23 protein-coding genes and 1 pseudogene are annotated in these 26224 nt (G+C 72.3%); 8 read left to right on the forward strand and 16 right to left on the reverse strand.

What is annotated here, in order from left to right; genetic code table 11:
• Nucleotides 1–39: 39 nt before the first annotated feature.
• The 6 genes and pseudogenes from gatB to ligA all read right to left on the reverse strand — a co-directional run.
• Nucleotides 40–1533 carry an Asp-tRNA(Asn)/Glu-tRNA(Gln) amidotransferase subunit GatB gene (gene gatB, locus ACIBQZ_RS34050; protein ID WP_396093015.1) on the reverse strand — a complete coding sequence of 498 codons (1494 nt, stop codon included), beginning with the start codon at nucleotides 1531–1533 and terminating at the stop codon, nucleotides 40–42.
• A 2-nt stretch (nucleotides 1534–1535) separates the two neighbouring features.
• Nucleotides 1536–3017, reverse strand: coding sequence for an Asp-tRNA(Asn)/Glu-tRNA(Gln) amidotransferase subunit GatA (gene gatA / locus ACIBQZ_RS34055; protein ID WP_396092950.1), 1482 nt, complete (start codon nucleotides 3015–3017; stop codon nucleotides 1536–1538).
• Nucleotides 3018–3022: 5 nt separating this feature from the next.
• Complete coding sequence (gene gatC / locus ACIBQZ_RS34060) at nucleotides 3023–3322, reverse strand: Asp-tRNA(Asn)/Glu-tRNA(Gln) amidotransferase subunit GatC (RefSeq protein ID WP_396092951.1); 300 nt, start codon at nucleotides 3320–3322, stop codon at nucleotides 3023–3025.
• A gap of 110 nt (nucleotides 3323–3432) precedes the next feature.
• Complete coding sequence (locus tag ACIBQZ_RS34065; protein ID WP_396092952.1) at nucleotides 3433–3918, reverse strand: GNAT family N-acetyltransferase; 486 nt, start codon at nucleotides 3916–3918, stop codon at nucleotides 3433–3435.
• A gap of 8 nt (nucleotides 3919–3926) precedes the next feature.
• A complete protein-coding gene (locus tag ACIBQZ_RS34070; protein ID WP_396092953.1) occupies nucleotides 3927–6014 on the reverse strand; it encodes a putative bifunctional diguanylate cyclase/phosphodiesterase in 2088 nt (695 codons plus the stop codon).
• 565 nt (nucleotides 6015–6579) lie between these two features.
• Nucleotides 6580–8967: pseudogene (gene ligA, locus ACIBQZ_RS34075) on the reverse strand (NAD-dependent DNA ligase LigA); the annotation flags it as partial.
• Here ligA and ACIBQZ_RS34080 point away from each other — a divergent pair.
• Nucleotides 8864–9283 carry a type II toxin-antitoxin system PemK/MazF family toxin gene (locus tag ACIBQZ_RS34080; RefSeq protein WP_396092954.1) on the forward strand — a complete coding sequence of 140 codons (420 nt, stop codon included), beginning with the start codon at nucleotides 8864–8866 and terminating at the stop codon, nucleotides 9281–9283. The pseudogene ligA and the gene ACIBQZ_RS34080 sit on opposite strands and share 104 nt — an antisense overlap.
• A 101-nt stretch (nucleotides 9284–9384) precedes the next feature.
• Here ACIBQZ_RS34080 and ACIBQZ_RS34085 read toward each other — a convergent pair whose 3' ends face one another.
• The 6 genes from ACIBQZ_RS34085 to ACIBQZ_RS34110 form a co-directional block, all read right to left on the reverse strand.
• On the reverse strand, nucleotides 9385–10425 hold the full coding sequence (locus tag ACIBQZ_RS34085; protein ID WP_396092955.1) for a methionine synthase: 1041 nt from the start codon (nucleotides 10423–10425) through the stop codon (nucleotides 9385–9387).
• A complete protein-coding gene (gene mnmA, locus ACIBQZ_RS34090) occupies nucleotides 10376–11557 on the reverse strand; it encodes a tRNA 2-thiouridine(34) synthase MnmA (RefSeq protein WP_396092956.1) in 1182 nt (393 codons plus the stop codon). Before mnmA ends, ACIBQZ_RS34085 begins: the two co-directional genes overlap by 50 nt.
• A 1240-nt stretch (nucleotides 11558–12797) precedes the next feature.
• Nucleotides 12798–14384: an Ig-like domain repeat protein gene (locus ACIBQZ_RS34095; protein ID WP_396092957.1), complete on the reverse strand. Its 1587-nt coding sequence runs from the start codon at nucleotides 14382–14384 to the stop codon at nucleotides 12798–12800.
• 74 nt (nucleotides 14385–14458) lie between these two features.
• Nucleotides 14459–15634 carry a cysteine desulfurase family protein gene (locus ACIBQZ_RS34100; protein WP_396092958.1) on the reverse strand — a complete coding sequence of 392 codons (1176 nt, stop codon included), beginning with the start codon at nucleotides 15632–15634 and terminating at the stop codon, nucleotides 14459–14461.
• Nucleotides 15635–15739: 105 nt separating this feature from the next.
• A complete protein-coding gene (locus ACIBQZ_RS34105; RefSeq protein WP_396092959.1) occupies nucleotides 15740–16699 on the reverse strand; it encodes an electron transfer flavoprotein subunit alpha/FixB family protein in 960 nt (319 codons plus the stop codon).
• Between the two features lie 15 nt (nucleotides 16700–16714).
• The gene (locus ACIBQZ_RS34110; protein ID WP_396092960.1) at nucleotides 16715–17494 is read right to left on the reverse strand and encodes an electron transfer flavoprotein subunit beta/FixA family protein; all 780 of its coding nucleotides are present in this window, start codon (nucleotides 17492–17494) and stop codon (nucleotides 16715–16717) included.
• 283 nt (nucleotides 17495–17777) lie between these two features.
• Between ACIBQZ_RS34110 and ACIBQZ_RS34115 the strand changes: the two genes are divergently transcribed.
• Genes ACIBQZ_RS34115 through ACIBQZ_RS34125 form a run of 3 tightly spaced genes read left to right on the forward strand, consistent with a single transcriptional unit; the run spans nucleotide 17778 to nucleotide 18861 of the window.
• A complete protein-coding gene (locus ACIBQZ_RS34115; RefSeq protein ID WP_396092961.1) occupies nucleotides 17778–18185 on the forward strand; it encodes a YidH family protein in 408 nt (135 codons plus the stop codon).
• Entirely contained in the window at nucleotides 18182–18484 is a 303-nt protein-coding gene (locus tag ACIBQZ_RS34120; RefSeq protein WP_396092962.1) for a DUF202 domain-containing protein, read from the forward strand. Before ACIBQZ_RS34115 ends, ACIBQZ_RS34120 begins: the two co-directional genes overlap by 4 nt.
• Nucleotides 18485–18522: 38 nt before the next feature.
• On the forward strand, nucleotides 18523–18861 hold the full coding sequence (locus ACIBQZ_RS34125) for a PLDc N-terminal domain-containing protein (protein ID WP_396092963.1): 339 nt from the start codon (nucleotides 18523–18525) through the stop codon (nucleotides 18859–18861).
• On the opposite strand, the gene ACIBQZ_RS34130 is transcribed toward ACIBQZ_RS34125, so the two are convergent.
• The 4 genes from ACIBQZ_RS34130 to ACIBQZ_RS34145 all read right to left on the reverse strand — a co-directional run bounded on the left by ACIBQZ_RS34130 (nucleotide 18862) and on the right by ACIBQZ_RS34145 (nucleotide 23827).
• Complete coding sequence (locus ACIBQZ_RS34130; protein WP_396092964.1) at nucleotides 18862–20484, reverse strand: acetolactate synthase; 1623 nt, start codon at nucleotides 20482–20484, stop codon at nucleotides 18862–18864.
• Between the two features lie 59 nt (nucleotides 20485–20543).
• Nucleotides 20544–22379, reverse strand: coding sequence for an Hsp70 family protein (locus ACIBQZ_RS34135; RefSeq protein WP_396092965.1), 1836 nt, complete (start codon nucleotides 22377–22379; stop codon nucleotides 20544–20546).
• 40 nt (nucleotides 22380–22419) lie between these two features.
• Nucleotides 22420–22977, reverse strand: a complete 558-nt coding sequence (locus ACIBQZ_RS34140) for a hypothetical protein (protein ID WP_396092966.1) — start codon at nucleotides 22975–22977, stop codon at nucleotides 22420–22422.
• A gap of 76 nt (nucleotides 22978–23053) precedes the next feature.
• Complete coding sequence (locus ACIBQZ_RS34145) at nucleotides 23054–23827, reverse strand: enoyl-CoA hydratase/isomerase family protein (protein ID WP_396092967.1); 774 nt, start codon at nucleotides 23825–23827, stop codon at nucleotides 23054–23056.
• A gap of 87 nt (nucleotides 23828–23914) precedes the next feature.
• Between ACIBQZ_RS34145 and ACIBQZ_RS34150 the strand changes: the two genes are divergently transcribed.
• From ACIBQZ_RS34150 to ACIBQZ_RS34165, 4 genes are read left to right on the forward strand one after another with little or no spacing between them, the layout of a single operon-like run.
• A complete protein-coding gene (locus tag ACIBQZ_RS34150) occupies nucleotides 23915–24382 on the forward strand; it encodes a DUF6232 family protein (protein WP_396092968.1) in 468 nt (155 codons plus the stop codon).
• Nucleotides 24379–24744, forward strand: coding sequence for a hypothetical protein (locus ACIBQZ_RS34155; RefSeq protein ID WP_396092969.1), 366 nt, complete (start codon nucleotides 24379–24381; stop codon nucleotides 24742–24744). Before ACIBQZ_RS34150 ends, ACIBQZ_RS34155 begins: the two co-directional genes overlap by 4 nt.
• Before the next feature lie 52 nt (nucleotides 24745–24796).
• Nucleotides 24797–25336 carry a PAS domain-containing protein gene (locus ACIBQZ_RS34160; RefSeq protein WP_396092970.1) on the forward strand — a complete coding sequence of 180 codons (540 nt, stop codon included), beginning with the start codon at nucleotides 24797–24799 and terminating at the stop codon, nucleotides 25334–25336.
• On the forward strand, nucleotides 25336–26223 hold the full coding sequence (locus ACIBQZ_RS34165; RefSeq protein WP_396092971.1) for a methyl-accepting chemotaxis protein: 888 nt from the start codon (nucleotides 25336–25338) through the stop codon (nucleotides 26221–26223). Before ACIBQZ_RS34160 ends, ACIBQZ_RS34165 begins: the two co-directional genes overlap by 1 nt.
• Nucleotide 26224: the final 1 nt, after the last annotated feature.

Here is a 26224-nt window from a genome sequence, read left to right on the forward strand (position 1 = left end):
GCCACCGGACCGGACGCTGCCCGTACCGTCAAAAAGAGCTCAGCCGAGCCGGGCGAGGATCAGCTCCCGGACCGTCTTGGCGTCTGCCTGGCCGCGCGTGGTCTTCATGACCGCGCCCACCAGGGCGCCCGCCGCCGCCACCTTGCCGTCGCGGATCTTGGCGGCGATGTCCGGGTTGGCCGCGATGGCCTCGTCGACCGCCGCCGTGAGCGCGCCGGTGTCGGAGACGACACCGAGGCCGCGGGCTGCGATCACCGCTTCCGGGTCGCCCTCGCCGGCCACGACGCCCTCGAGCACCTGCCGGGCCAGCTTGTCGTTGAGCTTGCCCTGGTCGACCAGGCCCTGCAGCTGCGCCACCTGGGCCGGGGTGACACCGACCGCGGCGAGCTCCACGCCGGTCTCGTTGGCGCGGCGGGCCAGCTCGCCCATCCACCACTTGCGGGCGCCGGCCGGGGTGGTGCCCGCGGCGACCGTCTGCTCGATCAGCTCGGTCGCGCCGGCGTTGGCCACCGACTGCATGTCGAGTGCGGAGATGCCCCACTCGTCGGCGAGCCGGGCGCGCTTGACGCTGGGCATCTCCGGCAGGGCCGCCTTCAGCTCGGCCACCCACGCGGTGTCCGGCGCGATCGGCACGAGATCCGGCTCGGGGAAGTAGCGGTAGTCGGTGGCGGTCTCCTTGGAGCGGCCCGGCCGGGTGTCGCCGGTGGTCTCCTGGAAGTGCCGGGTCTCCTGGAAGATCCGGGTGCCGTCGTTGAGCAGCATCGCCTGGCGGATGATCTCGGAACGGACCGCCCGCTCGACCGAACGCAGCGAGTTGACGTTCTTGGTCTCCGTGCGGGTGCCCCACTCGTCGCCGGGCAGGTTCAGCGAGGTGTTCACGTCGCAGCGCATCGAGCCCTGCTCCATGCGCACGTCGGAGACGTCCAGCGAGCGGATGATGTCGCGCAGCTCGGTCACGTAGGCCTTGGCCACCTCGGGCGCGCGGGCGCCGAGGCCGGGAACCGGCTTGGTGACGATCTCGACCAGCGGGATGCCGGCCCGGTTGTAGTCCACCAGCGACTCGGTCGCGCCGTGGATCCGCCCGGTGGCGCCGCCGACGTGCAGCGACTTGCCGGTGTCCTCCTCGAGGTGGACCCGCTCGATCTCGACCCGGAAGGTCTCGCCGTCGATCGCCACGTCGACGTAGCCGTCCACGCAGAGCGGCTCGTCGTACTGGCTGGTCTGGAAATTCTTCGGCATGTCGGGGTAGAAGTAGTTCTTCCGGGCCATCCGGCACCACGACGCGATGTCGCAGTTGAGCGCGAGCCCGATCCGGATGGTGGCCTCGATTGCGGCGCGGTTGGCCACCGGCAGCGCGCCGGGCAGGCCCAGGCACACCGGGCAGACCTGGGTGTTGGGCTCCGCGCCGAACTCGGTCGGGCAGCCGCAGAACATCTTGGTGTTCGTGCCCAGCTCGACGTGCGTCTCCAGGCCGATGACCGGCTCGTAACGGGCGATCGCGTCCTCGTAAGAGGGCAGCGTGGTGGTGGTCATGCTCACGCCTCCAGCGTCGGTGGGGTCAGGGTGCCGACCGCGGACTCGAGAGCGGCGGCGACCCGGTACATCCGGTCGTCGGCCATGGTCGGCGCCATCACCTGGAAGCCCACCGGCAGGCCCTCGGAGAGCCCGCACGGCACCGAGATGGCCGGCCCGCCGTAGAGGTTCGTCGGGATGGTGTAGAGGTCGGCCAGATACATCTGGTAGGGGTCGCTCGTGCGCGAGCCGAACGGGAACGCCACGAACGGCGTGGTCGGCGAGATCAGCACGTCGGCCTTCTCGAACGCCGCGGTGAAGTCGCGCGTGATGAGCGTGCGCACCTTCTGCGCCTGACCGTAGTAGGCGTCGTAGTAGCCGCTGGACAGCGCGTAGGTGCCGAGGATGATCCGGCGCTTGACCTCGGGACCGAAGCCGGCCTCCCGGGTCAGCGACATGACCTCTTCCAGCGAACGGTTGCCGTCGTCGCCGACCCGCACGCCGTATCGCACGCCGTCGAAGCGGGCCAGGTTGGACGACGCCTCGCTGGGGGCGATCAGGTAGTAGGCCGGCAGCGCGAACTCGAAGTGCGGGCAGGACACCTCGACGACCTCGGCGCCGAGCTTGACCAGCGCCTCGACCGACTCGTGGAAGGCCGCCAGCACGCCCGGCTCGGCGCCGTCGCCGGCGAACTCCTTGACCACGCCGAGCTTGACCCCGCTCAGGTCACCGGTGGCGCCCAGCCGGGCGGCCGCGACGACGTCGGGCACCGGCTGCGGGATGGAGGTCGAGTCGCGCACGTCGTGGCCGGCGATGACCGCGTGCAGCAGCGCCGTGTCCTCGACGGTGCGGGCGCAGGGGCCGGGGGTGTCGAGCGAGGACGAGAAGGCGATCAGACCGTAGCGGGAGGTGCCGCCGTAGGTCGGCTTGGCGCCGACCGTGCCGGTGACCGCGCCGGGCTGCCGGATGGAACCGCCGGTGTCCGTGCCGATGGCCAGCGGCGACTCGTACGCGGCGAGCGAGGCGGCGCTGCCGCCGCCGGAGCCGCCGGGGATGCGCCCGAGGTCCCACGGGTTGTTGGTGGGGCCGTAGGCCGAATACTCGGTGGAGGAGCCCATGGCGAACTCGTCCATGTTGGTCTTGCCGAGCATGACCGTGCCGGCGGCGCGCAGCCGCTCGACCACGGTCGCGTCATATGGCGGCTTCCAGCCCTCGAGGATCTTCGAGGCGGCGGTGGTGGGCACGCCGCGGGTCGCGATCACGTCCTTGACCGCGACGGGCACCCCGGCCAGCGGGCCGAGCTCCTCGCCCCGGGCCCGCTTCTCGTCGACGGCGCGGGCCGCGGCCAGCGCGCCGTCGCGGTCCACGTGCAGGAAGGCGTGCACCCGATCGTCGACGGCGGCGATCCGGTCGAGATGCGCGGTGGCGACCTCAACGGCGGACGCGTCGCCCTTGCTGATCAGGCCGGCGACCTGCGCAGCGGTCATCCTGGTGACGTCCGTCACGGCGCTCACTCCTCCTCGTCAAGGATGCGCGGCACGCGGAACCGGCCCTCGGCGGAGTCGGGCGCGCCGGAGAGCGCCTCGTCCTGGGTGAGGGAAGGCTGCACGACGTCATCGCGGTAGATGTTGGTCAGCGGCACGGAGTGCGATGTGGGCGGGATGTCGTCGGCGGCCACATCACCGATCCGGGCGACCGACTGCAGGATGACGTCGAGCTGGCCGGCGAACCGGTCGAGCTCCTGCTCGGTCACGGCGAGCCGCGACAGGCGCGCGAGATGCGCGACCTCTTCGCGGGAGATGGCGGCCATCGGTGCCCCCTTGGTATGGATGTCACTGACCGGGGAAGTCTATTTCTTGTCGCGGCAGGCTTGGGCGGCGGCTCCCCGAGTCTGTGGATAACTCTGCCCGCTGCGTGCGCTCAGACCTCTCCGAACCGAACTTCCAGTTCGATCTCGTGCCGGAGCGGGATGCCGTCCAGCTCGTGCGGGATGGCCGGCTTGAGGGCGCGGGCCCGCGTCACCGCGTCCCGGTGCACGGCGACCAGGTCGTAGCCGTTGCGCTGGTAGAACCGCAGGGCCGTGACGTTGTTGTTGGTGGTGACCAGCCAGAGGCGGGTCGCCGAGGCGGCGGCCGCCGTCTCGCGGATCCAGCGCAGCAGCGCTGTGCCGGCCCCGCTGCCCGGCTTGTCGGCGGCGATCGACACGAGCTCCCAGTCCGTCCCGACGATCCGGTAGGTGAGCAGCCCGGCCGGCTCGTCGCCGTCCCAGGCGACCGCGGCGGGCAGGGCGGACGCGTCGATCAGTTCGTCATGGACGGCGACCAACGAACCGTGGAAGGCGGCGGTCAGCGAGGCCTGGACGTAGGGCAGGTCGGCGGGCGTGGCCGGGCGCACCTCGATTGCCATGGCACTCCTCAGGACGTCGGCACCGCCAGGGCGCCGGGTTCTCGGCCGGGTCGCAGGGGACGATAGCGGGAGAGCCACACCGCGAGGTCCGGCGCCGGCATCGGACGCGCGTGGAACCAGCCCTGCGCCGCGTGACACCCGGCCGACGCCAGCAGCCGCCAGGTCCGCTCGTCCTCCACGCCCTCGGCGACGACCCGCAGCCCGAGCGAGTCGGCCAGGGCGATGACCGAGCGCACGATCGCGGCGTCACCCCGGTCGGCGGCCATGCCGAGCACAAACGACCGGTCGATCTTCACCTCGGAGAACGGCAGCCGGCGCAGATGCTGCAACGAGGAGTAGCCGGTGCCGAAGTCGTCCAGCGAGATGGCCACGCCCATCCGGTCCAGCCGGGTGATCGTGTCCAGCACCCGGTGCGGGTCGGCCATCAGCGCACTCTCGGTGATCTCGAGCTGCAGCAGGTCGGCCGGCACCTCGTACCGGTGCAGCAGGGTGTTGATCTCGTCGACGATGTCCGCCGCGTGCAGATCCCGGACGCTGACGTTGACCGCCGCGCGCAGCGGGCGGCCGGCCGCGCGCCAGGCGCCGAGCTGGCCGATCACCTCGCGCAGCACCCGGCTGGTGAGCAGCCGCATGACGGGGGTCTGCTCGGCGACCCGGAGCAGCTCACTCGGGCCGACCATGCCGCGCTCGGGATGCCGCCAGCGCAACAGGGCCTCGACCCCGACGACCTCGCCGGTCGCGACGGCGATCTGCGGCTGGTAGTAGAGGGTGATGCCGTCGGCGGCCGGATCGGTGCCGGGCACGGCCTGCACGGCCCGGCGCAGATCGGCGAGCAGGCTGAGATCGTGGGTGTGATGCTCGGTGTCCCGCGCGTAGACGGCGACCTGGTCCCCACGCTCCTTGGCGTCGTACATGGCGGCCTCGGCCTGCCGCAGCAACGAGGCGCCGTCACCGCCGCGCTCGGACTGCAGGGCGATGCCGATGGAGGCGCTGACGTCGATCGGCAGGCCGTCGAGCGCGAACGGCCGGCCGAGTTCCTCGGCCAGATGCGCGGCCAGCCGCCGGGCCGCGGCCGGCCCGTCGACCCGGGTGGCCAGCACGGCGAACTCGTCACCGCCGAGCCGCACCACAAGATCATGCGACGGTACGACCGCGGCAAGCCGCCGGGCGACCTCCACGAGCAGGCGGTCCCCGGTGGTGTGCCCGAGGGCGTCGTTGACGGTGCGGAACCTGTCCAGATCCAGCAGCAGGAGGGCCAGCCGACGCTCGGAGCGGTGCCCGCCGCCGGTGCCCCGACCGGCCCCGCGCCCGGTCTCCCGCTCGGCGCCCCGCCTGGCCTCCTGATCGGCTCCCCGCTCGGCGAAGGAGGTCTGCAAGGCCCGCCGGTTGGGCAGCCCGGTCAGCGAGTCAACGCGGGCGGCCCGCTCGTGCTCACCGGCGGACCGCACCATCCGATGCACGGCATGCAACGCGAGCAGCACCAACGGCACGAGCGGAAGGCCGACCTGCGCGGCGGCCAGCACCACCGGCCCGAGCAACAGCAACGCAGCGGTGGCGAACAGCTCCAGCCCCCAGCGCTGCACCCGACGCCGCCGGCGCGCGGCACTGGCACGGCGGGCGACGAGCGCGTCGAGACCGGTGCGAGCGCCGATCCAGGCAGCCGCCGCGGCGACGGTGAACAGCGCGTCCTCCCAGTGCGGCTGGGCGCCCAGGTGCAGCCCGGCGGCCGCGGCCACCAAGGCGGCGCCGGCCAGGGCCACGGCGTGCTGCACGGCGAGGTGCAGGGCACGGCGGGAGGACTGCCGCATCCGCACGCCGGCGACGGCCATGGCGGCCAGCTGCACGGCGAGAGCGGGGACGAACCCCCAGGCGAGCACGATGCCGAAGGTGAAGCAGATGGACGGCAGGATCACCGAACTGGCGCGCCGGTTGGCCACCACGTAGGGGCGGGCGTCGACGGCGAGGGCGAGGACGGCCATGACCCAGAAAGCGGTCGGCAGCTCCTCGAAGGTGCCGGGCATGGCGGCCCACAGCCCGAGATCAACGATGGCAGCCCCGCCGACGGCGGTGACGGCCCCTCGCCGGGCGGTGACCACCCGGGCGCGATCCGCCCGGGCACCTTCCGACCGCGCACTATCCGACCGCGCACTATCCAGCTCGGCGCTAGCCACTCGGGCGCTGTCCCGCCGGGCACCGGCCGGCCGGCCGCTGTCCGAACCGGCATTGACCGGCCACCGGTTCGTCGCGCGGCGGCGGCTGGGCCACCAGCGGCGCCGTTGCCGGTCGGGTGTCTCCCTGCTTGGCGATGCATGATCCAGCAAGCCGTCAACCGCGCGCACGTCGGTGATCGGCTCGCCGGTCGGCTGCTTCTCGCCCGGCATGGAGTTGCGCTGTGGTGCGGCACCCATGCGACCTCCGCGGTGGCGTCTACCTAACGATCATCCTCACCATAGATCCGTATAGACAAAACTACGCGAATCAGACTCGCCGTTATCAAATCGGCATATCTACCTGAACGTGGAACGTTCCCGAATTCACCCGTTGGTGGATCTCCGCAGCGCCCTACTCCGTCGGCTCCGCAGCCGGTTCCGCCTCGGCGGCGGCCTTCTTCCGTGGCTTTCTGGTCGTCTCCTTGGGCTCCTTCGGTGTCTCCTCAGCGATCTCGGCCACCGCCCGGGCCGCCTCCGGCCCCTCCGCCAGGAGCACCGCGAAGCTCTCCTCGTTGAGCACCGGCACCCGCAGCGCCAGCGCCCTGTCGTACTTGCTGCCCGGGTTGTCGCCGACCACCACGAAGGCCGTCTTCTTCGACACCGAGCCGCTCACCTTGCCGCCACGGGCCAGCACCGCCTCGGAGGCCTCGTCTCGGGTGTGGGTGGCCAGGGTGCCGGTCACCACCAGGGTCATGCCGGCCAGCGGGCGGCTGCCGGCCTCGGCTCGTTCGTCGGCCATCTTGACGCCGCTCTCGCGCCACTTGCGGACGATCTCGCGGTGCCAGTCGACGGCGAACCACTCCCGCAGGCTCTCCGCGATCGTCGGGCCCACGCCGTCGACAGCCGACAGTTCCTCGAATCGGCCCTCCTCGACGGCGGCCTCGATCGCCGCCATCGAGCCGAACTCCAGCGCGAGCGCGCGCGACGCGGTCGGGCCGACGTGCCGGATCGACAGCGCCACGAGCACCCGCCACAGTGGCCGCTCCTTGGCCTCGGCCAGGTTCTCCAGCAGCTTGACCGCGTTGCTGCCCAGCGTGCCGTCCATGTTGACGAAGAACGGCGACCGCTGGAGGTCGTCGGCGGTCAGGGCGAACAGGTCGCTCTCGTCGGTCAGCACCGCGGACTCGTAGAGCGCCCGCGCGGCCTTGTAACCGAGCACCTCGATGTCGAGCGCGCTCCGGCTCGCCAGGTAGAAGAGCCGCTCGCGCAGCTGCCCCGGGCAGTAGTGCGAGTTGGGGCAGCGGATGTCGACGTCGCTCTCCTTGGCGGGAGCGAGCGGTGTGTCGCACTCCGGGCACCGGGTCGGCATCACGAACGGATGCGCGTCGTCGGGCCGCAGGTCCATGACCGGGCCGAGCACCTCCGGAATGACGTCGCCGGCCTTGCGCAGCACCACGGTGTCGCCGATCCACACACCCTTGCGCTCGACCTCGCGCGCGTTGTGCAGCGTCGCCTGGGCCACCGTGGAGCCGGCCACCAGCACGGGCTCGAGCACCGCGAACGGCGTGACCCGCCCGGTGCGCCCCACGTTGACGGCGACGTCGAGAAGCTTGGTGGTGACCTCCTCCGGCGGATATTTGAAGGCGATCGCCCAGCGCGGCGCCCGGCTGGTCGAGCCGAGCCGGCCCTGGATGGCCACCGAGTCCACCTTGACCACCACACCGTCGATCTCGTGCTCGACGTCGTGCCGGTGCTTGCCGTAGTAGTCGATGAACTCGCGGACCTCGGCCATCCCGTCGACCAGCCGCCAACGGTCGCTGGTCGGCAGTCCCCAGGCGCGCAGAGCTTCGTACGCATGGGACTGCGAATCGGGCCGGAAGCCCTTCCGGGCGCCGATGCCGTGCACGACCATCCGGAGGCCGCGGGACGCGGTGATCCGCGGGTCCTTCTGCCGCAGGCTGCCGGCGGCGGCGTTGCGCGGGTTGGCGAACGGGGCCTTGCCCTGCTCGACCAGCGAGGCGTTGAGGTCGGCGAACGCCGACGCCGGGAAGTAGATCTCGCCGCGCACCTCGAGCAGCTCGGGCGGATCGTCGTCGGCCAGCCGGTCGGGGATCTCACGGATGGTGCGGACGTTGGAGGTCACGTCCTCGCCGGTGCGCCCGTCACCCCGGGTGGCGCCCCGGACCAGGCGGCCCTTTTCGTAGGTGAGATTGATGGCCAGGCCGTCGACCTTGAGCTCGCAGAGGAACCGCACCGGACCGCCGGCGTCCCGCTCGGTGCGCTCGGCCCAGGTGCTGAGCTCGGCCTCGTCGAAGACGTTGTCGAGCGAGAGCATGCGCTCGGCGTGCTCGACGGGGGTGAACAGGGTGGAGAAGGAACCGCCGACGTTCTGCGTCGGGGAGTCGGGGGTGCGCAGCGCCGGGAACTGCTCCTCGAGCGCCTGCAACTCGCGCAGAAGCTTGTCGAACTCGGCGTCCGAGATCGTCGGGGAGTCGAGCACGTAGTAGCGGTATTGATGACCGGTCAGCTCGTCGCTGAGCTCGGCATGCCGGCTGCTGGCCTCGGGGGTGGGCGGGGCACCGGCGGCGGCCACCTGCTCGGCGGTCGGGCGGCCCTCCGCGAACTGCTCGGCGACGACGGCTGCCTCCGCACCGTCGGGGTGCGTGTCGACAGGCTGCTTCTCGGGCACCGGGAGACCTCCGTGGTTCGTGCTTTTCTCTACCGGCACGTTAGCCGCCCGGTCTGACAAAACCGCCGACATGCGCGGCCGACGGCGCCGGGGGTACGTTCTGGCGGTGACGGACTGGTGGCTGTGGACGGCGGGGGCTTCGGTCCTGATCGCGGCGGTGTGGGCGATCCGCCGCCGGGTGCGCGCGGGCCGCCCGAGCAGCGGCGACATCTGGTGGGCGGACGTGCCGTATGCGCGCGGCCAAGGCTCCAAGCTGCGCCCGTGCCTGGTACTGCGCCGCAGCCGCGACGGCATCGTGGTCCTGAAGATCACCAGCCAGGACAAAAGCCACCGCCGGGACCACGTGCTGATCCCGACACGGCACTGGGACCAGCGCGCGAGCCACGACTCGTACCTGAATCTGGGTGAACCGATCGTGGTCCGGCCGGCGGCGTTCCAGCGGCGCGCGGGCAGGGCAGATGTCCGCACGCGGTTGCAGGTGGCCCGCTTCCGCGGCACCCGCACCCGAAACCCAGCCGGCCGCTGAGCGACCGCCTCACCTATGAGGCGGCCCACCGCTGAGAGGTGCCACTCGGCGAGGAGACCGCCGCACCGCAAAGTGACCGGGTCGCCACTCTGGTGTCGAGGTCAGACCTCAGCCAGCCGGCGCCCGGCGTCCCGGCAGGCCTTCAGCACCGCCCGCACGTAAGGCAGGGGCGCCGCAGCCAGGCCACACGCGGGCGTGATCACAACCTGCCGCGGCAGGAGCGCAGCCGAAAAGCCAAGCTTGTTCCACAGCTTCTGCGCCCGTTCGGCGACCTGCGCCGACGTCGGCGTGCGCCCGTCGGCCCGCGGCCGGGTGGACACCGCACCCGCGAACAAGCCGATCCCGGCCTCGATCGCCTCCCCCAGCGGATCAAGATCCTTGATCAAAGAAAGGTCGAGCGCGACCGCGGCGGCCCGCGCATCCCGGAAAACCTGCAACGGTACGTCCGGAGCACAGCAGTGCACGATGACCGGCACCCCCACGGCCTCGGTGATCGTCCGCAGCCCCGTAGCGGCATCCGGACCATCCACAGCCTTGTACGCGCTCAGCCCGCTCTCGGTCGGGATGTGCCCGGCGAGCACCGCCGGCAGCGAAGGCTCGTCGAGCTGGAGCAGCACGGACGCCTCAGGAAGTCGCTTCTGCACGTCGGCGACGTGCTGACGCAGCCCCTCCGCGAGCGACTCGGTGAGGTGGCGCACGGCCCCGGCGTCGCGCAGCATCCGGCCGCCGATGGGCAGATCCAGGTTGGCGGCCAGGGTCCACGGCCCGGCGGCCTGCACCTTGATCGGGCCGGCGAACCGGTAGGCCTGCTCGGTGAGCTGGTCGAGGTCACGTTCCAGCAGGTCGGCGATGCGACGCTGGTCGCGGCCCGGGCGCGGCGCCATCTGCCACCGGCCGACGTAGAGCTGCACCGGCAGTTCGACCAGCAGGCCCGCGCTGCGACCGATCATGTCGGCCCCGGGACCACGATCGGGCAGCTCGGCGAGGTGCGGCAGCTCGGGCAGCTCACCGAGAACAAGCCGCTGAGCCTCGGCGATGTCGGTGCCGGGCAACGAGCCCAGCCCGGTGGCCGAACCTGCCGGCCAGGGAAAGTCAGTCACGACGCACCGACCCGACCCGGCCAGCGCCGACGGCCACGTCATGACCGGCCGAACCAACGCCACCCGAAGCAGAGGCCGCGCCCTTAGCGGGATCGACAGGACCCAACGTGCCAGAGGCAATCGTCGCCGAACCCAGCACGATGTCCCCGTCCGGATCGGGCCGGTACGCCACGATCGCCTGCCCGGCCGCCACCCCCCGGGCCGGCTCCCGCAGGTGCGCCACCAGCCCGTCCGGGCCGACCGTCACCGCGGCCGGGACCACCTCGCCGTGCGCGCGCAGCTGCACCTCGCACTCGACCGGCGTCCGCTCGCCGTGCCAGATCGGCCGGATCGCCGTCACCGTGTCGACCGCGAGGTCCTCGCGCGGGCCCACCGTCACCGTGTTGGTCTTCGGGGTGATGGACAGCACATAGCGAGGCCGTCCGTCCGGCGCGGGCACACGCAGGTCGAGACCCTTGCGCTGGCCGATGGTGTAGGCATACGCCCCGTCGTGCCGGCCGAGCACCGAACCGGTGCGCCCGTCGACGATGTCACCCGGCGCCTCGCCCAGCCGCTCGGCCAGGAAGCCCTTGGTGTCACCGTCGGCGATGAAGCAGATGTCGTGCGAATCGGGCTTGTCCGCGACGGCCAGGCCGCGCTCGGCAGCCTCCGCGCGAACCCGTTCCTTGGTCGAGTCACCGAGCGGGAAGACGGCCCGGTCGAGCTGAGCGCGGGTCAGCACGGCCAGCACGTAGGACTGGTCCTTGGCGATGTCGACACTGCGGCGCAGCAGCCCGTCCGGCCCGAGCCGGGCGTGATGGCCGGTCACCACCGCGTCGAAGCCGAGCGCAACCGCACGGTCCAGAACCGCCGCGAACTTGATCTTCTCGTTGCAGCGCAGGCACGGATTCGGCGTGCGGCCGGCCGCATATTCGGCCACGAAGTCGTCAACCACGTCGTCATGGAACTGCTCGGCCATGTCCCACACGTAGAACGGGATGCCGATGACGTCGGCGGCCCGCCGCGCGTCACGCGAATCCTCCAGCGTGCAGCACCCCCGCGCACCGGTCCGATAGGTCTGCGGATTCCGCGCCAACGCCAGGTGCACCCCGGTCACGTCGTGGCCGGCGTCCCGGGCGCGCGCGGCAGCGACGGCGGAGTCGACCCCACCGGACATAGCTGCAAGCACTCGCACCGGGCAAGCCTATCCGCCCCCACCGACAACCCTCGCGCCCACCGGTCCGGCTCGTGCCAGGCAAGCTCCTTTTCCGGTACGCGCAGCCCCCAGTCCCGTGACACCAAGCCACCCCACTGCCGTCCCGACCTGATCACGCCCGCATCCGGGCTGACAGCGGTGGTCGCGGCCACTCCGGCCTCATCACCCCCACAGCCGGACGAAAGCGGCAGTCACGGCCGCTCCGGCCTCATCACGTCCACAGATGGGCTGAGTTCGCTGGCCACGGCATCCCTGGCTGGTCACTCACCCGGGCCGGCCACTCACCGGGCCGGCCACTCACCCCAGGCCCGGTCGCGCACCCCAGGCCGACCACTCACCCCAGGCCCGGTCGCGCACCCCAGGCCGACCACTCACCCCAGGCCCGGTCGCGCACCCCAGGCCGACCACTCACCCCAAGCCTGGTCGCGCACCCCAAGCCTGGTCGCGCACCCAGTGCTGGTCGCGCACCCAGTGCTGGTCGCGGTGGCCGCGAGCGTCGACCTGATCGCGCATCCGAGGCTACGAGCGATAGGCCACAACAATGCCGACCCGAACGTGCATCTGCGACTGCAGGCGGTAGCCGAACCACGCCGACCCGAACATGCACCCGCAACCGCAAGCAGCCGCCGAACCACGCCGACCAAAGGTGCATCTGCGGGACCAAGCGGTGGTGGCCGCCACAATGCGTGGCACATGCTGTCCCGCGCGTGCCGCGCCATCACCGGCCGGCGGCGGGCCCCCTTCCAGGGGGCGGCAAGACAGCCGCTGGGCACGGCTCTCGGATCGGGACCCTTTGGCGGTTCGTCGATGGGTTGGTGATGCCTTGTGGGATCGGTTACAGCCGAATCTGCCGAGCCGGTCGCCGCGAAGTAGTTGACGGCCCGGTTTGTCACTGGGTGGAGAGACCTTCGTGGCCGATGGCTGCCGCGGATCGCGGCCCGGCGGATCGCGGCCCGGCGGATCGCGGCCCAGCAGACCGCGGCCCAACAGACCGCGGCCCAACAGACCGCGGCCCAACAGACCGCGGCCCAACAGACCGCGGGAGCGCCCGGTCGGACGGGCGGGAGGCTGCACCGTCCAGAGTCGACAGTCTTCGGTGGCGGGGCGCGGCGGTGGTTGTGGGGGCGGCTTTTCTGCGCGGCGGACCGGCCCGGCCTTGTGGCCGGGCGGGTCCGGGCCGGGCGGGTCCGGGCCGGCCGGGTCCGGGCCGGGTCTGCGGTTAGTCGGCGACCACGGTCAGGACGAGGGGGCCGTTCGGGATCGGGGTGCCGGCGTTGTTCGGGTAGCCCCACCTGCTGGTGTTTCCGGCCTGGTCGGTCAGGGAGAAGCCGATGGTGTATTCGCCTGGGGTCAGGCGGCCGGTTGACACGGCCAGGTGGAAGATGCCGGTGCCGTCGTCGTGTTCGCCGCCGTACATGCCGCCTTGGGAGGCGCCTGTGCTGTCGTAGATGGTTGCGCTGAATTGGGAGATCGGGGCGAAGTCGTCGACCTCGATCGTGACGTCGAAGCCGAGGCCCCAGGCGTCCTCGGTTTCCTGTGGCGTCCAGGTCGGCTTGGGCAGCTTGGCCGAGAGCACGACCGGGGCCTTCTCGTCGGGCGTCTGGGTGATGGTGAGGCCGAGGTCGGGGGCGCCGTAGGCCGTGCCGTAGAACGCGACGTTGCCCGCGCCGTCGGTCAGCTTGACGCCGTCGATCGTGCAGGAGCTTGCCCAGCCCGTCGGCATCAGGATCTCGACCGTCACGGAGCCGTCGTCGGCCACCACCGGCGTGTGTGACGGCTGCGAGCACCAGGACAGGTCGATGTCGACCGTGGCCAGGCCGTCGACCGCGCCGTGCGGTTCGAAGGTCAGGGCTGTCGAGGCCTGCTTGCGCCAGTTGTTCACCTCGGGCTTGGTGAGGGCGAAGTCCGACGCGCTGACCACGTCGTTGCGGCTCACCTGGATCGGCGCGGGGCCCTGCGGCGCGGTGTCGGCGCGGGTGTTGCCCCAGGTGTCGGTCAGGTCGAGCCGGGTGACCCGCCAGGTGCCGGACGGTGAGCCGGCCGGGACGGCGATCGAGACCGGGCAGGTCACCCAGGCCGGGTCGTAGGCCGGCTCGCCGTTGCAGGACCACTGCGAGCCGCTCTGGGTGAGCTGGAACGTGCTGGACAGCCGCGTGCCGCCCGGACCGGTGAGCGTGAGCTTGCCGCGGCGGAAGCCGGACTCGTCGACGATCCGCGCCCGGTAGCGCAGCGTCACGCCGGAGCCGTCGTCGTAGAAGCCGCGGGGCTGATCGAAGTCGAAGTAGAGCTGCTCGGCGACCGGGCCCTCGGTGTCGACGAGCTGGGTCACGGCCAGCGCGGCCGGGCCCGGGTCGCGCACCGTGCGGGCGTGGGCGACGTCGTCGGCGATGGTCACCTTGGTGACCCGCCAGACCGTCTCGGCCGCGGCCGAATAGCGTGGCACCACGAACTCGTAGACGTAGGTGGACTCCTGGGCCGTCCCCGAGCCACCGACCTGCGAGCGGCCCCAGTCGAGGTCGTAGCTGACCGTGCGGGGCCGGCCCACCTGCTCGTCGCCGGCGAACTGGCGGAGCTCGACCGCGCCGTTGACGCGCTGGGCCTTGGCGGCCCGGTCGGTGATCGTCCACGTGAGATTGACGACGGCGTTGTCCTGCGTGACGTCGACCTGCGGGCGGTCGAAGGCGATCGACTTGACCTCGAGAACCGGACCGGCGGCCGGCGCCGCCACGGCCGGGGTCGTGAGTGACAGGGCAACCGCGGCAGCGGCCGCGGTGGTGACAAACGCACGGATGCGCCAGGACTTCATCTACTCTCCCCGTGTATCAAGATCCCTCGATGGGACCGTGCCGAGAATAGCCACGGGGTACGACAGGAATTTTGTCAGCGGGGGGTCTTCCAGGCCGTGGCGCGGCGGGCGCGTTCCACGGCTCCCGGCAGGGCCGCCAGCAACGCGTCCACATCCTCCACAGTCGACGTGTGGCCCAGCGTGAAGCGCAGCGAGGACCGGGCCCGGCCGTTGTCCGCGCCCATCGCCATCAGCACGTGCGACGGCTGCGCCACCCCGGCCGAGCACGCCGATCCCGTTGAGCAGGCGATGCCCTGGGCGTCCAGGAGCAGCAGCAGTGCGTCGCCCTCGCAACCCGGGAAGGAGAAGTGCGCGTTGCCGGGCAGCCTCTCTTCCGGGTCACCGTTGTAGACCGCGTCCGGGACCGTGCGCCGGACCCGGGCCACCAGGTCGTCGCGCAGGGCTGCCACCCGCTGGGCGTACTCCTCGCGGGTTTTGACCGCGGTCTCGACCGCCGCCGCGAAGGCGACCACCCCCGGGGTGTCCAGGGTCCCCGAGCGCACGTCACGCTCCTGGCCGCCGCCGTGCAGCAGCGGGGTGGCCGCGATGTCGCGGCCCAGCAGCAGCGCGCCGACCCCGACCGGGCCGCCCAGCTTGTGCCCGGTGAGGGTCAGCGCCGCGACGCCGGAGGCGGCGAAGTCGACGCCCACCTGCCCGACGGCCTGCACCGCGTCGGTGTGGAACGGGATGCCCGCCCGCGCCGCCAGCCGGGACAGCTCCTCGATCGGCTGGATCGTGCCCACCTCGTTGTTGGCCCACTGGGTGCTGATCACCGCGATCTCGTCGCCGTGCTCGGCCAGCAGCGCGGCCAGCGATTCCGGGTCCACCCGGCCGGCCGCGTCGACCGGCAGCCAGCTGACGTCGGCGCCCTCGTGGGTGGCGAGCCATTCGACCGCGTCCAGGACCGCGTGGTGCTCGACCGCCGAGGCCACCACCCGGATGCGGCGGCTGTCGGCGCTGCGGCGCGCCCAGTAGATGCCCTTGGTGGCGAGGTTGTCGCTTTCCGTCCCGCCGCTGGTGAAGATCACCTCGGACGGGCGGGCGCCGAGCGCCGCGGCGACGCGCTCGCGGGACTCCTCGACCAGCCGGCGGGCGTGCCGGCCCGCGGCATGCAGGGACGACGGATTGCCGACCTCGCGGGCGGCCGCGACATAGGCGTCCAGCGCTTCGGCGAGCATCGGCGTGGTCGCCGCGTGATCCAGGTAGGCCATCACCATGAAGCTTATGCCTTGACCCGTCAACCGAAACGATCCGGATGGATGGAGCACGAAAAGGCCCGGCGGAGTCCTCCGCCGGGCCGCCTTCGCACCTGTCGGTTACTTGCGCTTGCGGATCTCGTCGTCGGCCTGCGGTACGACCTTGAACAGGTCACCCACCACACCGAAGTCGGCCAGCTCGAAGATCGGCGCCTCGGGGTCCTTGTTGACCGCGACGATCGTCTTCGAGGTCTGCATGCCCGCCCGGTGCTGGATCGCGCCGGAGATGCCCAGCGCCACGTACAGCTGCGGGGAGACCGTCTTGCCGGTCTGGCCCACCTGGAACTGGTGCGGGTAGTAGCCGGAGTCGACCGCCGCACGGGAGGCGCCCACCGCGGCGCCGAGCAGGTCGGCCATCTCCTCGACCAGCTTGAAGTTGTCGGCGTTGCCGACGCCGCGGCCGCCGGAGACGACGATCGAGGCCTCGCTGAGCTCGGGGCGCGAGCCCTTCTGCTCGGCGACCCGCTCGACGACCTTGGTCAGCTTGTCCGCCTCGGTCACGGCGACGGTCAGCTGCTCGACCGCCGGGGTGGCGGCCTGCGGGGCCGGGGTGATCGAGTTCGGGCGGATCGTGATGATCGGCAGGCCCTTGGTGACCTGTGACTTGACGATCGTGGAGCCGGCGAAGACCACCTGGGTGGCGACGCCGTCGGCGGTCACCTCGACCGCGTCGACCAGCAGGCCGTTCTCCAGCTTGACCGCGAGCCGGCCGGCGATCTCCTTGCCCTCCTGGGTCGAGCCCAGCAGCACCGCGGCGGGCTGGACCCGCTTGACCAGCTCGGCCAGGACGGTGGCCTTGGGGGCGACCAGATAGCCGTCGATCTCGTCGCCCTCGGCGGCGTAGATCTTCTCCGCGCCGTACTCGCCGAGCTTGTCGGCGAGCTGCGCGGCCGCGCCGGCCCCGCCGAGCACGACCGCCGAGACGGAGCCCAGCGTGCGGGCGATGGTCAGCATCTCGAGCGTGACCTTCTTGACGCCGGAAGCCTGCGAGGCCTCAACGACGACCAGTACTTCAGCCATGGTGGGAGCCCTCTCTCAGACGAACTTCTCGGCGGCGAGGTACGCGACCAGCTGTTCGCCGCCCGTACCCTCGTCAGTGATCTTGGTGCCGGCCGACCGCGGGGGCCGCTTCGCGAACTCGACCACCGCGGAGGTCGCGCCCGCGGTGCCGACCTCGTCGGCGGAGACGCCCAGGTCAGCCAGCGACAGGGTCTGCACCGGCTTCTTCTTCGCGGCCATGATGCCCTTGAAGGAGGGATAGCGCGGCTCGTTGATGGTGTCCCAGACGCTGACCACGGCCGGCGTGGCCGCGGTGACGACCTCGTAGCCCTCGTCGGTCTGCCGCTCGGCGGTCAGCTGGCTGCCGTCGACGGTGAGCTTGCGGGCGCCGGTGAGCGCCGCGACGCCGAGACGCTCGGCGAGCATGTGCGGCATGACCTGGACCCGGCCGTCGGTCGACTCGGCGCCGCAGAGCACCAGGTCGGCGTTGAGCGTGCCGAGGGCGGCGGCCAGCACCTTGGAGGTCGCCACGGCGCAGGAACCGTGCAGGGCCTCGTCGGTGATGTGGACAGCCTTGTCGGGACCCATCGACAGCGCCTTGCGGATCGACTCGGTGGCGCGCTCCGGGCCCATCGTCAGGATGGTCACCTCGCCACCGTGCGCCTCTTTGATCTTCAGCGCCTCCTCGATGGCGTACTCGTCCATCTCGTTGATGACGTTGTTCGCCGAGGACCGCTCGACGGTGTTGTCGCCCGCGCTCAGGGTGCGCTCGGCACCGGAGTCGGGTACCTGCTTGACCAGTACGACGATGTTCATCCCGCTTCGACGACCCTCCTGTTGATGGACGCACGCTGTCCCCCGCCGATGTTACCCGCCGGTAGTTTACGGGTCTCCACCACCGAGAGTGACTCACCTCACCCGCAGCGACCGGTCGGTCGCTACAGTTGGATCATGGGGATAGCCGAGAAGGTCCGCCCCCTGCCTCATCTTCTCCCACCCCACCGGCAGACGAGGCCGGAGGGAGCCTGGTGCACCTGCGGGCGGCCCCGGGAGTCCTGCGTGAGTGAGCAGATGCGCAGGCTGTGGACCGCGGAAGCGAATGTTCACCCGGCTGGTCGATAATCAACGCGTGCTCGACCAGTGGTTCAACCCGCAGAACACCCCCGTGGTCGGCGAGAAGCCGGACTACCGGTTCTCCCTGGCCAACGAGCGCACCTTCCTGGCCTGGATCCGGACCGCGCTGGCGCTGCTGGCCGGCGGCCTGGCCTGCGCGCAGTTCCTCCCGCCGCTGCAGATCGCCTACCTGCGCGAGGGCATCGCCATCGCGCTGCTGCTGCTCGGTGGGGTGGTCGCGCTGCGGGCGGTAGACCACTGGGCCCGCACGGAACGCGCCATGCGGCTCGGCACCGACCTGCCCAAGTCGCGGTTCCCGGCGGTGCTGGCGCTGGTGGTGGCGCTCGGCGCGGTGCTGCTGGTGATCGCCGTACTGGTCAAAGCGATCTGGTGACCACCGACCCTGGCGCCGCGGCGGAGCGCACCCGGCTGGCCTGGCGGCGCACCGGGTTGTCGGCCACCGCGGTGGCGCTGCTGGCGGCGCGACCGGCGTTCACCCCGGACGCCGGGTCCCTCACCTATCTCGTCGCGGCCGCCGCCCTGGCCGGCTGGGCGGCGCTGGTCGGTCTCGCGTACCGCCGCGCCCGCGGGCTGAGCAGGACGCCGCCGCGGCCCGGACAGCGCACTATCACCGCCTATGCGGCGATCACGACGTGCTTCGTCATTCTCGGAACGGTGCTTGTCACCCTCTGATCGTCGCCGTTACCGGCACGGCGCGTCATCATTGCCTCATGGTCCGGTTGTTCGTCTTTCTCGCTGCGGTGCAGCTCATCCTTCTGGTGCTCGCGCTCATCAGCGTGTTGTCGGCCCCGCGGGTCCGCAACCTGCCGCGAGCGGTGTGGGTGCTCGTCATCCTGCTGATCCCCCTGCTCGGCCCGGTGGCCTACTTCGCCTCGGGCCGGCCCAAGGCACCACCGCGCGAACGGGGTCCCGTGCCGCGCAGCAAGCCCCGCCCGGCCGCGCCCGACGACGATCCGGACTTCCTGCGCTCGGTGGACACCGAGCAGTCCCGCCGCGATCGGGAACTGCTCGCCCAGTGGGAGCGGGACCTGGAGAAGAACGACGAGTGATCAGGCCAGGTTGGACGACCGCGGGTAGGCGTCGGCCGGGTCGGTCAGCACGTTGACCAGGTACGGCACGCCCGCGTCGAAGGCACGCTCCAGCGCGGGGCCGAGGTCGGCCGGCTTCTCCACCGTCTCGCCGGCCCCGCCCAGCGCCTGCACCACGTGGTCGTAGCGGAGCCCGGGCTGCAGGTCGGCGGCGACGTCGTAGCCGTACATGGAGCGCATGGGGTGCTTCTCCAGGCCCCAGATGCCGTTGTTGCCGACCACGATCACCACCGGCAGTCCCTGGCGGGCCAGCGACTCGGCGTCCATCAGGGAGAAGCCGGCGGCGCCGTCGCCCATGAGCACGCAGATCTGCCGGTCCGGGTAGGTGACCCTGGCACCCATCGCGTAACCCATGCCGGTGCCGAGGCAGCCGTACGGGCCCGGGTCGAGCCAGGTGCCGGGCTGGGCGGGCTCCAGGAAGCGGCCCGCGTACGAGACGAAGTCGCCGCCGTCGCCGATGGTGACCGCGTCGGGGGCCAGCACCTTGCGCAGCTCGCCGTAGATCCGGGCGGGCTTGATCGGGTCGCTCTCCGCGGCCATCGCCTCGGCGTCGCGGGCCTTGCCGGCGTCCTCGGTGGCGCGCAGCCCCTCGATCCACTCGCGGTGGTCGGTGCGGCCGCCGGCGTGCTCGGCCAGCGCCGTCAGGATCAGCCGCAGGTCACCGGCGGGCGAGACGGCGGTCTCCACGTGCGTGGCCCGCTGGCTGGGCGCGTCGACGACGTGCACCACCTGGGCGGCACCGAACTCGCCGAAGCCGAGCCGGAAGTCCAGCGGGGTGCCGATGACCGCGACCACGTCCGCCTCGTTCAGGGCCGGGCGCCGGGCCTTGGCGAAGGCCAGCGGGTGGCCGGGCGGCAGCGCGCCGCGGCCCATGCCGTTGGTGAAGACCGGGACCTGCAGCGCCTCGGCGGCCGCGCGCAGCTCGGCGATCGCGTCGCCGCCCCAGACGTCGGAGCCCGCGATGATCACCGGACGCTGGGCGGTCGCCAGCAGGGTCGCGGCCCGGGTGACGTGCTCGGGGTCGGGCTGCACGACCGGGATGTCGGGCGTGGCGACCGGGCCCGCCTCCTCACTGGAGAAGAGGACCTCCAGCGGCAGGTCGAGGAAGGCCGGGCCGCGGTGGGCGGTCAGCGCGGCGGTCAGCGCCTTCGCCACCTCGCCGGGGATCTCGTCGGTGCCGGTGACCGTGGCCGCGTACTTGGTGACCGGGGTGACCAGCGGGACGTGGTCGATCTCCTGGAGGCTGCCGGAGCCCCAGCGGAACGCCGGCGCCCTGCCGCCCAGCACCAGCACCGGCGAGGCGTTGAAGAACGCGCTGGTCAGGCCGGAGATGCCGTTGGTGACGCCGGGTCCGGCGGTGAGCACGGCGAGGCCCGGGCGGCGCTGCAGCTTGGCGACGGCCTCGGCGGCGAAGACCGCTGACTGCTCGTGCCGGACGTCGTAGATCGGGAAGCCGGTCTTGTGCGCGGCGTCGTACAGCGGGAAGACGTGCCCTCCGGAGAGGGTGAACATCTCGGTCACGCCGTACGCCCGGAGCGCCGCCAGCGCGAGCTCCCCGCCGTGGCCCTCGATCATTTCCGCCATGCCAGCTCCCGCCGCTCGGTCCTCGCCAGCACGCTACCCGGCCACCGGGAAAAGGTGAATCAGACTCGCTCCAGGAGGCGCTGCAGGTCGTCCAGGATGAAGCCGACCGCCTCCTCCATCGACACGCCCGCGATGACGCTGTACGCCGCCACCATCGCCGCCAGCGGCACCGTCACGAGCACCAGCACGCTCAGGAAGAACCGCAGGAAGCGCAGCAGGCCACGGCCGCGCCGGCGCTTGCGCTTCGCCGGTTTCGCCGGTTTCGGCGGCGCGTCCCACTGGGAGGTGTGGCCGGGCCGGGTGGTCGCGGCGGGCCGGGCCGGCTTCACCGGCCGGGAGGTGACCGGTCCGGCCGGCGACCGGGGGGCGGCCGGCGTGACCGGCCGGGAGCTGATCGACCCGGAGGCCGACCGGGCGCCGGACGGCGACACCGGACGGCCGGCGGCGGCCGGGTGGCGGACCGGCTGGGTCGCCGCGGCCGACGGTGGGGGCGTCTTGGGGAGCGCGTGCACGTCCCAGGAGGGTTCCGAGGCGACGGTCTGTTCCGGGTCCGGCGCCCAGTGCTGCTGGGCGTCCGGCCACGGGTCGACGGCCGGCGGCGGGAGCAGCTGGTCCCGCGAGGACGGCACGGTCTCCATGTCGTCGGCCGACATCCGCGGCCCGGAGGCCGGCGTGGACATCGGCGGAGCCGATGGTGGCGTGGGGGCCGGGGAAACCGCCGGAGCCGGGGGAACCGCCGGTGGACGCTGCTTCTGCTGGGAGAGCAACCGCATCTCGGCGGTCGGGCCCGGCGCGGCCGGCTCCGAGGCGAGCAGGGCCGCGTCCGCGAGGATGCTGCCCTCGGCGACCACCAGCTCGGGCTGTTCGATCGCCACCGGCGCCTCGCCCAGCGCCCGGTGCAGCAGGGTCGCCACCAGCGGGATCCGGCTCGCGCCGCCGACCAGGAACACCCCGGCCAGCCGGCCCTCCGCCAGGTCGGCCCAGCGCAGCAGGTCCCGGGTCACCTGCACGGTCTGGTCCAGCACCGGCCGGGCCAGCTCCTCCAGCTCGTCGCGGGTGACGTGCAGCTCCAGGTCGAGCAGCGGCACCACCACGTCGGCGGACTGGAGCCGGGACAGCCGTTCCTTGGCGATCCGCACGTCGTCCCAGAGCTGCCGCTGGGCGCGCCGGTCCTCCAGCGTCTGCGGCTCGGTGAGCCGCTGCCAGACCGCCGGGTCCTGCTCCGCGCAGAGCTTGCCGATGTGCTCCACCAGCGCGGCGTCGATGTCCAGGCCGCCGAGATCGTCCCGGCCGTCCACGGCCAGCACCTCAAAACCCTCCGCGGTGCGGGCCACCACGCTCGCGTCGAAGGTGCCGGCGCCGAAGTCGTGCACCACCACGACCGAGCCGATCGGCACGTCCCGGCCCAGCACCTCGGCGAAGTAGGTGGCGGCGGCGACCGGCTCGGCCACCAGGCGGGCGCGTTCCAGCCCGGCCCGGGCGGCGGCCTCGGCCAGCAGGCCGCGGCGGGTGGCGCCCCAGGTCGCCGGGCAGGTGAGGGTCAGTTCGGGGCGGACCGGGCCGACCGCGCGGTGCCATTCGTCGGCGACCCGCACCAGCACCGCGGCGATCATGTCGACGACCGCGAACTCCTCGTCGCCGAGCAGCACCAGCCCGTCGTCGATGCGGCGCTTGGGGTTGGGCTCGTAACGCCCCGGGTCACGCCGGGCGCTGTGCACCGCGTCGCGGCCCGCGACCAGGTGCCCGCCGGCCTCGGCGTAGACGGCCGAGGGCAGCAGCGGGGAACCGTCGACGAGGATCGGCCGGGCCCGACCATCCGGCCAGCGGGCGACCGCGACGGTGTTCGAGGTGCCGAAGTCGACGCCGAGCGAGTGCCGACCCTGGTCGATGGACATGCTCGCCATCCTAGGCCCAGCCGGGAAGTTGATGATCTCCCTAGACGAGGCGCCAGCGCAGCTCGCCGTTGCGGTCGCGCTCGCACCGGACCGTCCGGCCGTCGGCGGTGGTGCCGGTGGCGCCCGGCTTGTCACACCGGTCCTTCTCGACGACCGGCTCCGGCGCGTCCTCCTCCGGGGCCGGGGACCCCGGTGGCAGCAGCGAGATGTCCGACGGCATGGTGGCCGGCACCGGCTGCGGCGGCGTGGGCGGTGGCGGCGTCGTGGCTGTCGGGGAGGGGCTGATCGCCCGGGTGGCGGAATTCCGCACGGCAGCCGACGCGGGTGGTGAGGTCGGCCGTTCCGTGCGGGCCGGACCGGCGCTGCCGGGCTTCGGCGGGTCGTCCCGCTCGTCCACCGGCGGCACGCTCGGCGCCGGCATCACGACCGGCGGACCGGCGAGCTGCGGCGCGGCGGCGCCCCCGCCGGGCGCCGCGCCACCCTGGTCGAACGTGACAAACCCGATGATCCCGCAGAGCAGAGCCTGACCGGTCACCAGTGCCACCGCGACCATGACCGTGCGCCGGACCGAGGTCACGCGCACACCGGGCATGGTCACAGAGGGGAACTTTATGGCAACTCATCGATATACGCGAGATCTGCCGCGGCGTTTCTCGGTGGAGTCGCCCGATGCGTCAGCGCCCGGTGAACTTGGGCTTGCGCTTCTCCACGAACGCCGTGGTGCCCTCGACCCGGTCGTCGGTGGCGAACAGGCCCGCGAAGAGCTGGCTCTCCCAGGCCAGGCCCGAGGCCAGGTCGGTGCTCAGGCCACCGTCGATGGCCAGCTTGGCGGCGCGCAGCGCCAGGGCGGGGCCGTTCAGGTACGGCTTGAGCAACTCGGCCGCGCTCGCGTACACCTCGGCGGCCGGCACCACCCGGTCGGCGAGCCCGATCCGCAGGGCCTCCGCGGCGTCCACCATCCGGCCGGAGAACACCAGGTCCTTGGCCTTCGCCGGGCCGACCAGCCGGGCCAGCCGCTGGGTGCCGCCGGCGCCGGGGATGAGCCCGAGCCTGATCTCCGGCTGCCCGAGCTTGGCGTCCTCGGCGACCACCCGCCAGTCGCAGGCCAGCGCCAGCTCACAGCCGCCGCCCAGGGCGTAGCCGGTCACCGCGGCGACCACCGGCTTCGGGATCTTGGCTACCGCGTCGAAGGCACTGGACAGCGCGCCCGCCCGGACGGTCATCTCCTGGTACGTCGTACTGGTGAACTCGGTGATGTCGGCGCCGGCGGCGAACACCTTCTCCCCGCCGTACACGATCACCGCCCGGATCTGCGGGTCCTCGGCCGCGGCCTGCGCAGCCTCCCGCAGCTCCTCCTGGACCTGCGTGTTCAGCGGGTTCATCGGGGGCCGGTCGAGCCGGATGGTGCCGATGCCGTCGCTCGTCTCGAGTCGTACGAACTCACCCACGCGCATGCCTCCCTAGCGATCGTTCAGTCTCCGACAGCGTAAGGCCCGGCCCGCGCGGGTAAGTACGATGGGATCAGGGAGGGGTCGATGATCACCTACTACCGCGACCCGGACGTGCTGGTCACGTCGACCGGGGTACGGATGAGCGGCCGCGAGTACCGCCTCGGCGACTTCGCCCAGGTCTGGCACCGGCAGGGCCGCCGCTCGTGGAGCGCCGTCGCCGGGCGTGGCGCCCTCGGCCTCGCCATGGTCATCCCCGTGCTCGTCGGCATCGTCGGCATCCTGGTGGCCCTGGTCATCAACGCCTCCACCGCCACCACCATCGCGCTGGCCGGCGGCGGCATCCTGATCGGGCTGGCCGCGGCGCCGCTGGCCGACGTGCTGCTGGAGTTCGTCGACCGCTCCTACGACAGGGGCAGCCGCCGCCGGGAGATCTGGGCCCGGGTGCGCGGCAGCGACGTCCTGCTGCTCGACACCGACAACGCGCAGCGCTTCGGCCAGATCTACCGGGCCCTGCAGCGCGCGCTGGACCACGACTCGGTGCCCCGCCGGTGACCGGCTCATCCCGCGGCGCGCTGCCGCTCGCCGGCCTGCTCGCCACCTCCGGCGTGCTGCACTTCGCCGCCCCGCGCCCGTTCGACGCGATCGTGCCGCGCGCGCTGCCGGGCAGCCCGCGCACCTGGACCCTGCTCAGCGGCGCCGCCGAGCTGGCGGTGGCCGCGGCGATCGTCAACCCCGGCACCCGGCGGCTGGGCGGGCTCGCCGCGGCCGGGCTCTTCGCGGCCGTCTTCCCCGCGAACGTCAAGATGGCGGCCGACTGGCGGCACGCCCCGCCGGTGCGCCGGGCGATCGCCTACGGGCGGCTGCCGTTGCAGATCCCGCTGGTGCTCTGGGGGCTCCGCGTGGCGCGGCGCTGAATTCCGCGATTCGCCGCGCCGGGGTCGGCCGACCGGCGACGATACGAGCACTATGAAGGCCATCCAGGTGCGGCCCACCGGCGAGGAACGCATCCTCGGCGACAACGAGCTGATCGTCACCAAGACCGATCCGCGTGGCGTGCTGACGTACACCAACGAGGTGTTCCTGCGGATGTCGGCGTTACGCGAGGACGAAGCCATCGGCCGGCCGCACAACATCATCCGGCACCCGGAGATGCCGCGGGCGGCGTTCAAGCTGCTCTGGGAGATGCTGGGCGAGCGGCAGGAGGTCTTCGCTTACGTGGTCAACCTGGCCACCGACGGCGCGCACTACTGGGTGTTCGCCCACGTCACGCCGTCGACCGACACCCGCGGCCGGCTGGTCGGCTACCACTCCAGCCGCCGCCGGCCGGATCCCGGACCGGTCGCGGCGGTCCGCAAGATCTACGCGGAGCTGCGCGCCGAGGAGCACCGGCACCAGAACCCGACGGCGGCGCTCGACGCGTCCACGGCGATGCTGGAACGTATCCTGTCCGATCGCGGCCAGACATATGACGAATTCGTCTGGTCCCTCACGAACAGATCCGTTTAATGCAGCCCGACACGCTGCGCCTGATCACCGAGGTCTGCGCCCGCGCGGCCGCCGGTGACTTCGAGGCCCGGCTGCCGGCCATCGGCGAGTCGGCGGAGGCGCAGGCGGCCCGGAACGCGCTCAACCGGCTGCTCGACAAGACCGACGGGTTCGTCCGGGAGGCCGGCGCCGCGCTTGGCGCGGCGGCCGAGGGGCGCTACCACCGGCATTTCCTGCCGCGCGGGATGGAGGGCGGGTTCCGGGACGCGGCGGCCCGGATCGCCGAGTCCACCGCGGAGATGAGCCGGTCCGCCGCCCAGGTGGCCGAGGCGGCCCGGTCCCGCTCCGCGCTCGCCGACGAGCTGGAGACCGCCGTGCTCACCGTCTCCGAGCAGGTGGCGACGGCGGCGACCGAGATGGGCGCGTCGGCCAACGGGCTCGCGGACTTCGCGCGCGAGGCGGTCAGCGGGTCCGAGCGGGGGGTCGAGACGGTCGGCTCGTTGCGGGCCGCGTCCGAGCAGATCCGCACCGCCGTCGACCTGATCAACTCGGTGGCGTCGCAGACCCGTCTGCTGGCCCTCAACGCGACCATCGAGGCGGCCCGGGCCGGGGACGCCGGCCGCGGCTTCGCCGTCGTGGCGAGCGAGGTGAAGAACCTCGCCAACGAGACCAGCGGGTCCAGTACGGAGATCCTGGGTCAGGTCAACACCGTGCAGCAGGCCGCGGCGGACTCGGTCGCGGTGCTCGAGGCGGTGACCGGCAGCATCCGGGAGATGAGCGGCCTGGTGAACGGCATCGCGGCCGCCATCGACGGCGGGCACGATTCCGGTACGGCCGGACTGAGCCAGCTCGCCGAGGTGCTGCGCAGCGAGGTGCACCGCTTCGTGACGCTGGCCCGGCAGTCCTGAG

Source organism: Actinoplanes sp. NPDC049599 (assembly GCF_044465625.1).
Classification (GTDB): domain Bacteria; phylum Actinomycetota; class Actinomycetes; order Mycobacteriales; family Micromonosporaceae; genus Actinoplanes.

Bases quoted from the DNA above. Each gene is read 5' to 3' on its own strand.
- gatB (WP_396093015.1), bottom strand. From the start codon at position 1,533: ATGACCACCACCACGCTGCCCTCTTACGAGGACGCGATCGCCCGTTAC.
- gatC (WP_396092951.1), bottom strand. From the start codon at position 3,322: ATGGCCGCCATCTCCCGCGAAGAGGTCGCGCATCTCGCGCGCCTGTCG.
- ACIBQZ_RS34065 (WP_396092952.1), bottom strand. From the start codon at position 3,918: ATGGCAATCGAGGTGCGCCCGGCCACGCCCGCCGACCTGCCCTACGTC.
- ACIBQZ_RS34085 (WP_396092955.1), bottom strand. From the start codon at position 10,425: ATGACGTGGCCGTCGGCGCTGGCCGGGTCGGGTCGGTGCGTCGTGACT.
- ACIBQZ_RS34095 (WP_396092957.1), bottom strand. From the start codon at position 14,384: ATGAAGTCCTGGCGCATCCGTGCGTTTGTCACCACCGCGGCCGCTGCC.
- ACIBQZ_RS34100 (WP_396092958.1), bottom strand. From the start codon at position 15,634: ATGGCCTACCTGGATCACGCGGCGACCACGCCGATGCTCGCCGAAGCG.
- ACIBQZ_RS34105 (WP_396092959.1), bottom strand. From the start codon at position 16,699: ATGGCTGAAGTACTGGTCGTCGTTGAGGCCTCGCAGGCTTCCGGCGTC.
- ACIBQZ_RS34110 (WP_396092960.1), bottom strand. From the start codon at position 17,494: ATGAACATCGTCGTACTGGTCAAGCAGGTACCCGACTCCGGTGCCGAG.
- ACIBQZ_RS34115 (WP_396092961.1), top strand. From the start codon at position 17,778: ATGTTCACCCGGCTGGTCGATAATCAACGCGTGCTCGACCAGTGGTTC.
- ACIBQZ_RS34125 (WP_396092963.1), top strand. From the start codon at position 18,523: ATGGTCCGGTTGTTCGTCTTTCTCGCTGCGGTGCAGCTCATCCTTCTG.
- ACIBQZ_RS34130 (WP_396092964.1), bottom strand. From the start codon at position 20,484: ATGGCGGAAATGATCGAGGGCCACGGCGGGGAGCTCGCGCTGGCGGCG.
- ACIBQZ_RS34135 (WP_396092965.1), bottom strand. From the start codon at position 22,379: ATGTCCATCGACCAGGGTCGGCACTCGCTCGGCGTCGACTTCGGCACC.
- ACIBQZ_RS34150 (WP_396092968.1), top strand. From the start codon at position 23,915: ATGATCACCTACTACCGCGACCCGGACGTGCTGGTCACGTCGACCGGG.
- ACIBQZ_RS34160 (WP_396092970.1), top strand. From the start codon at position 24,797: ATGAAGGCCATCCAGGTGCGGCCCACCGGCGAGGAACGCATCCTCGGC.
- ACIBQZ_RS34165 (WP_396092971.1), top strand. From the start codon at position 25,336: ATGCAGCCCGACACGCTGCGCCTGATCACCGAGGTCTGCGCCCGCGCG.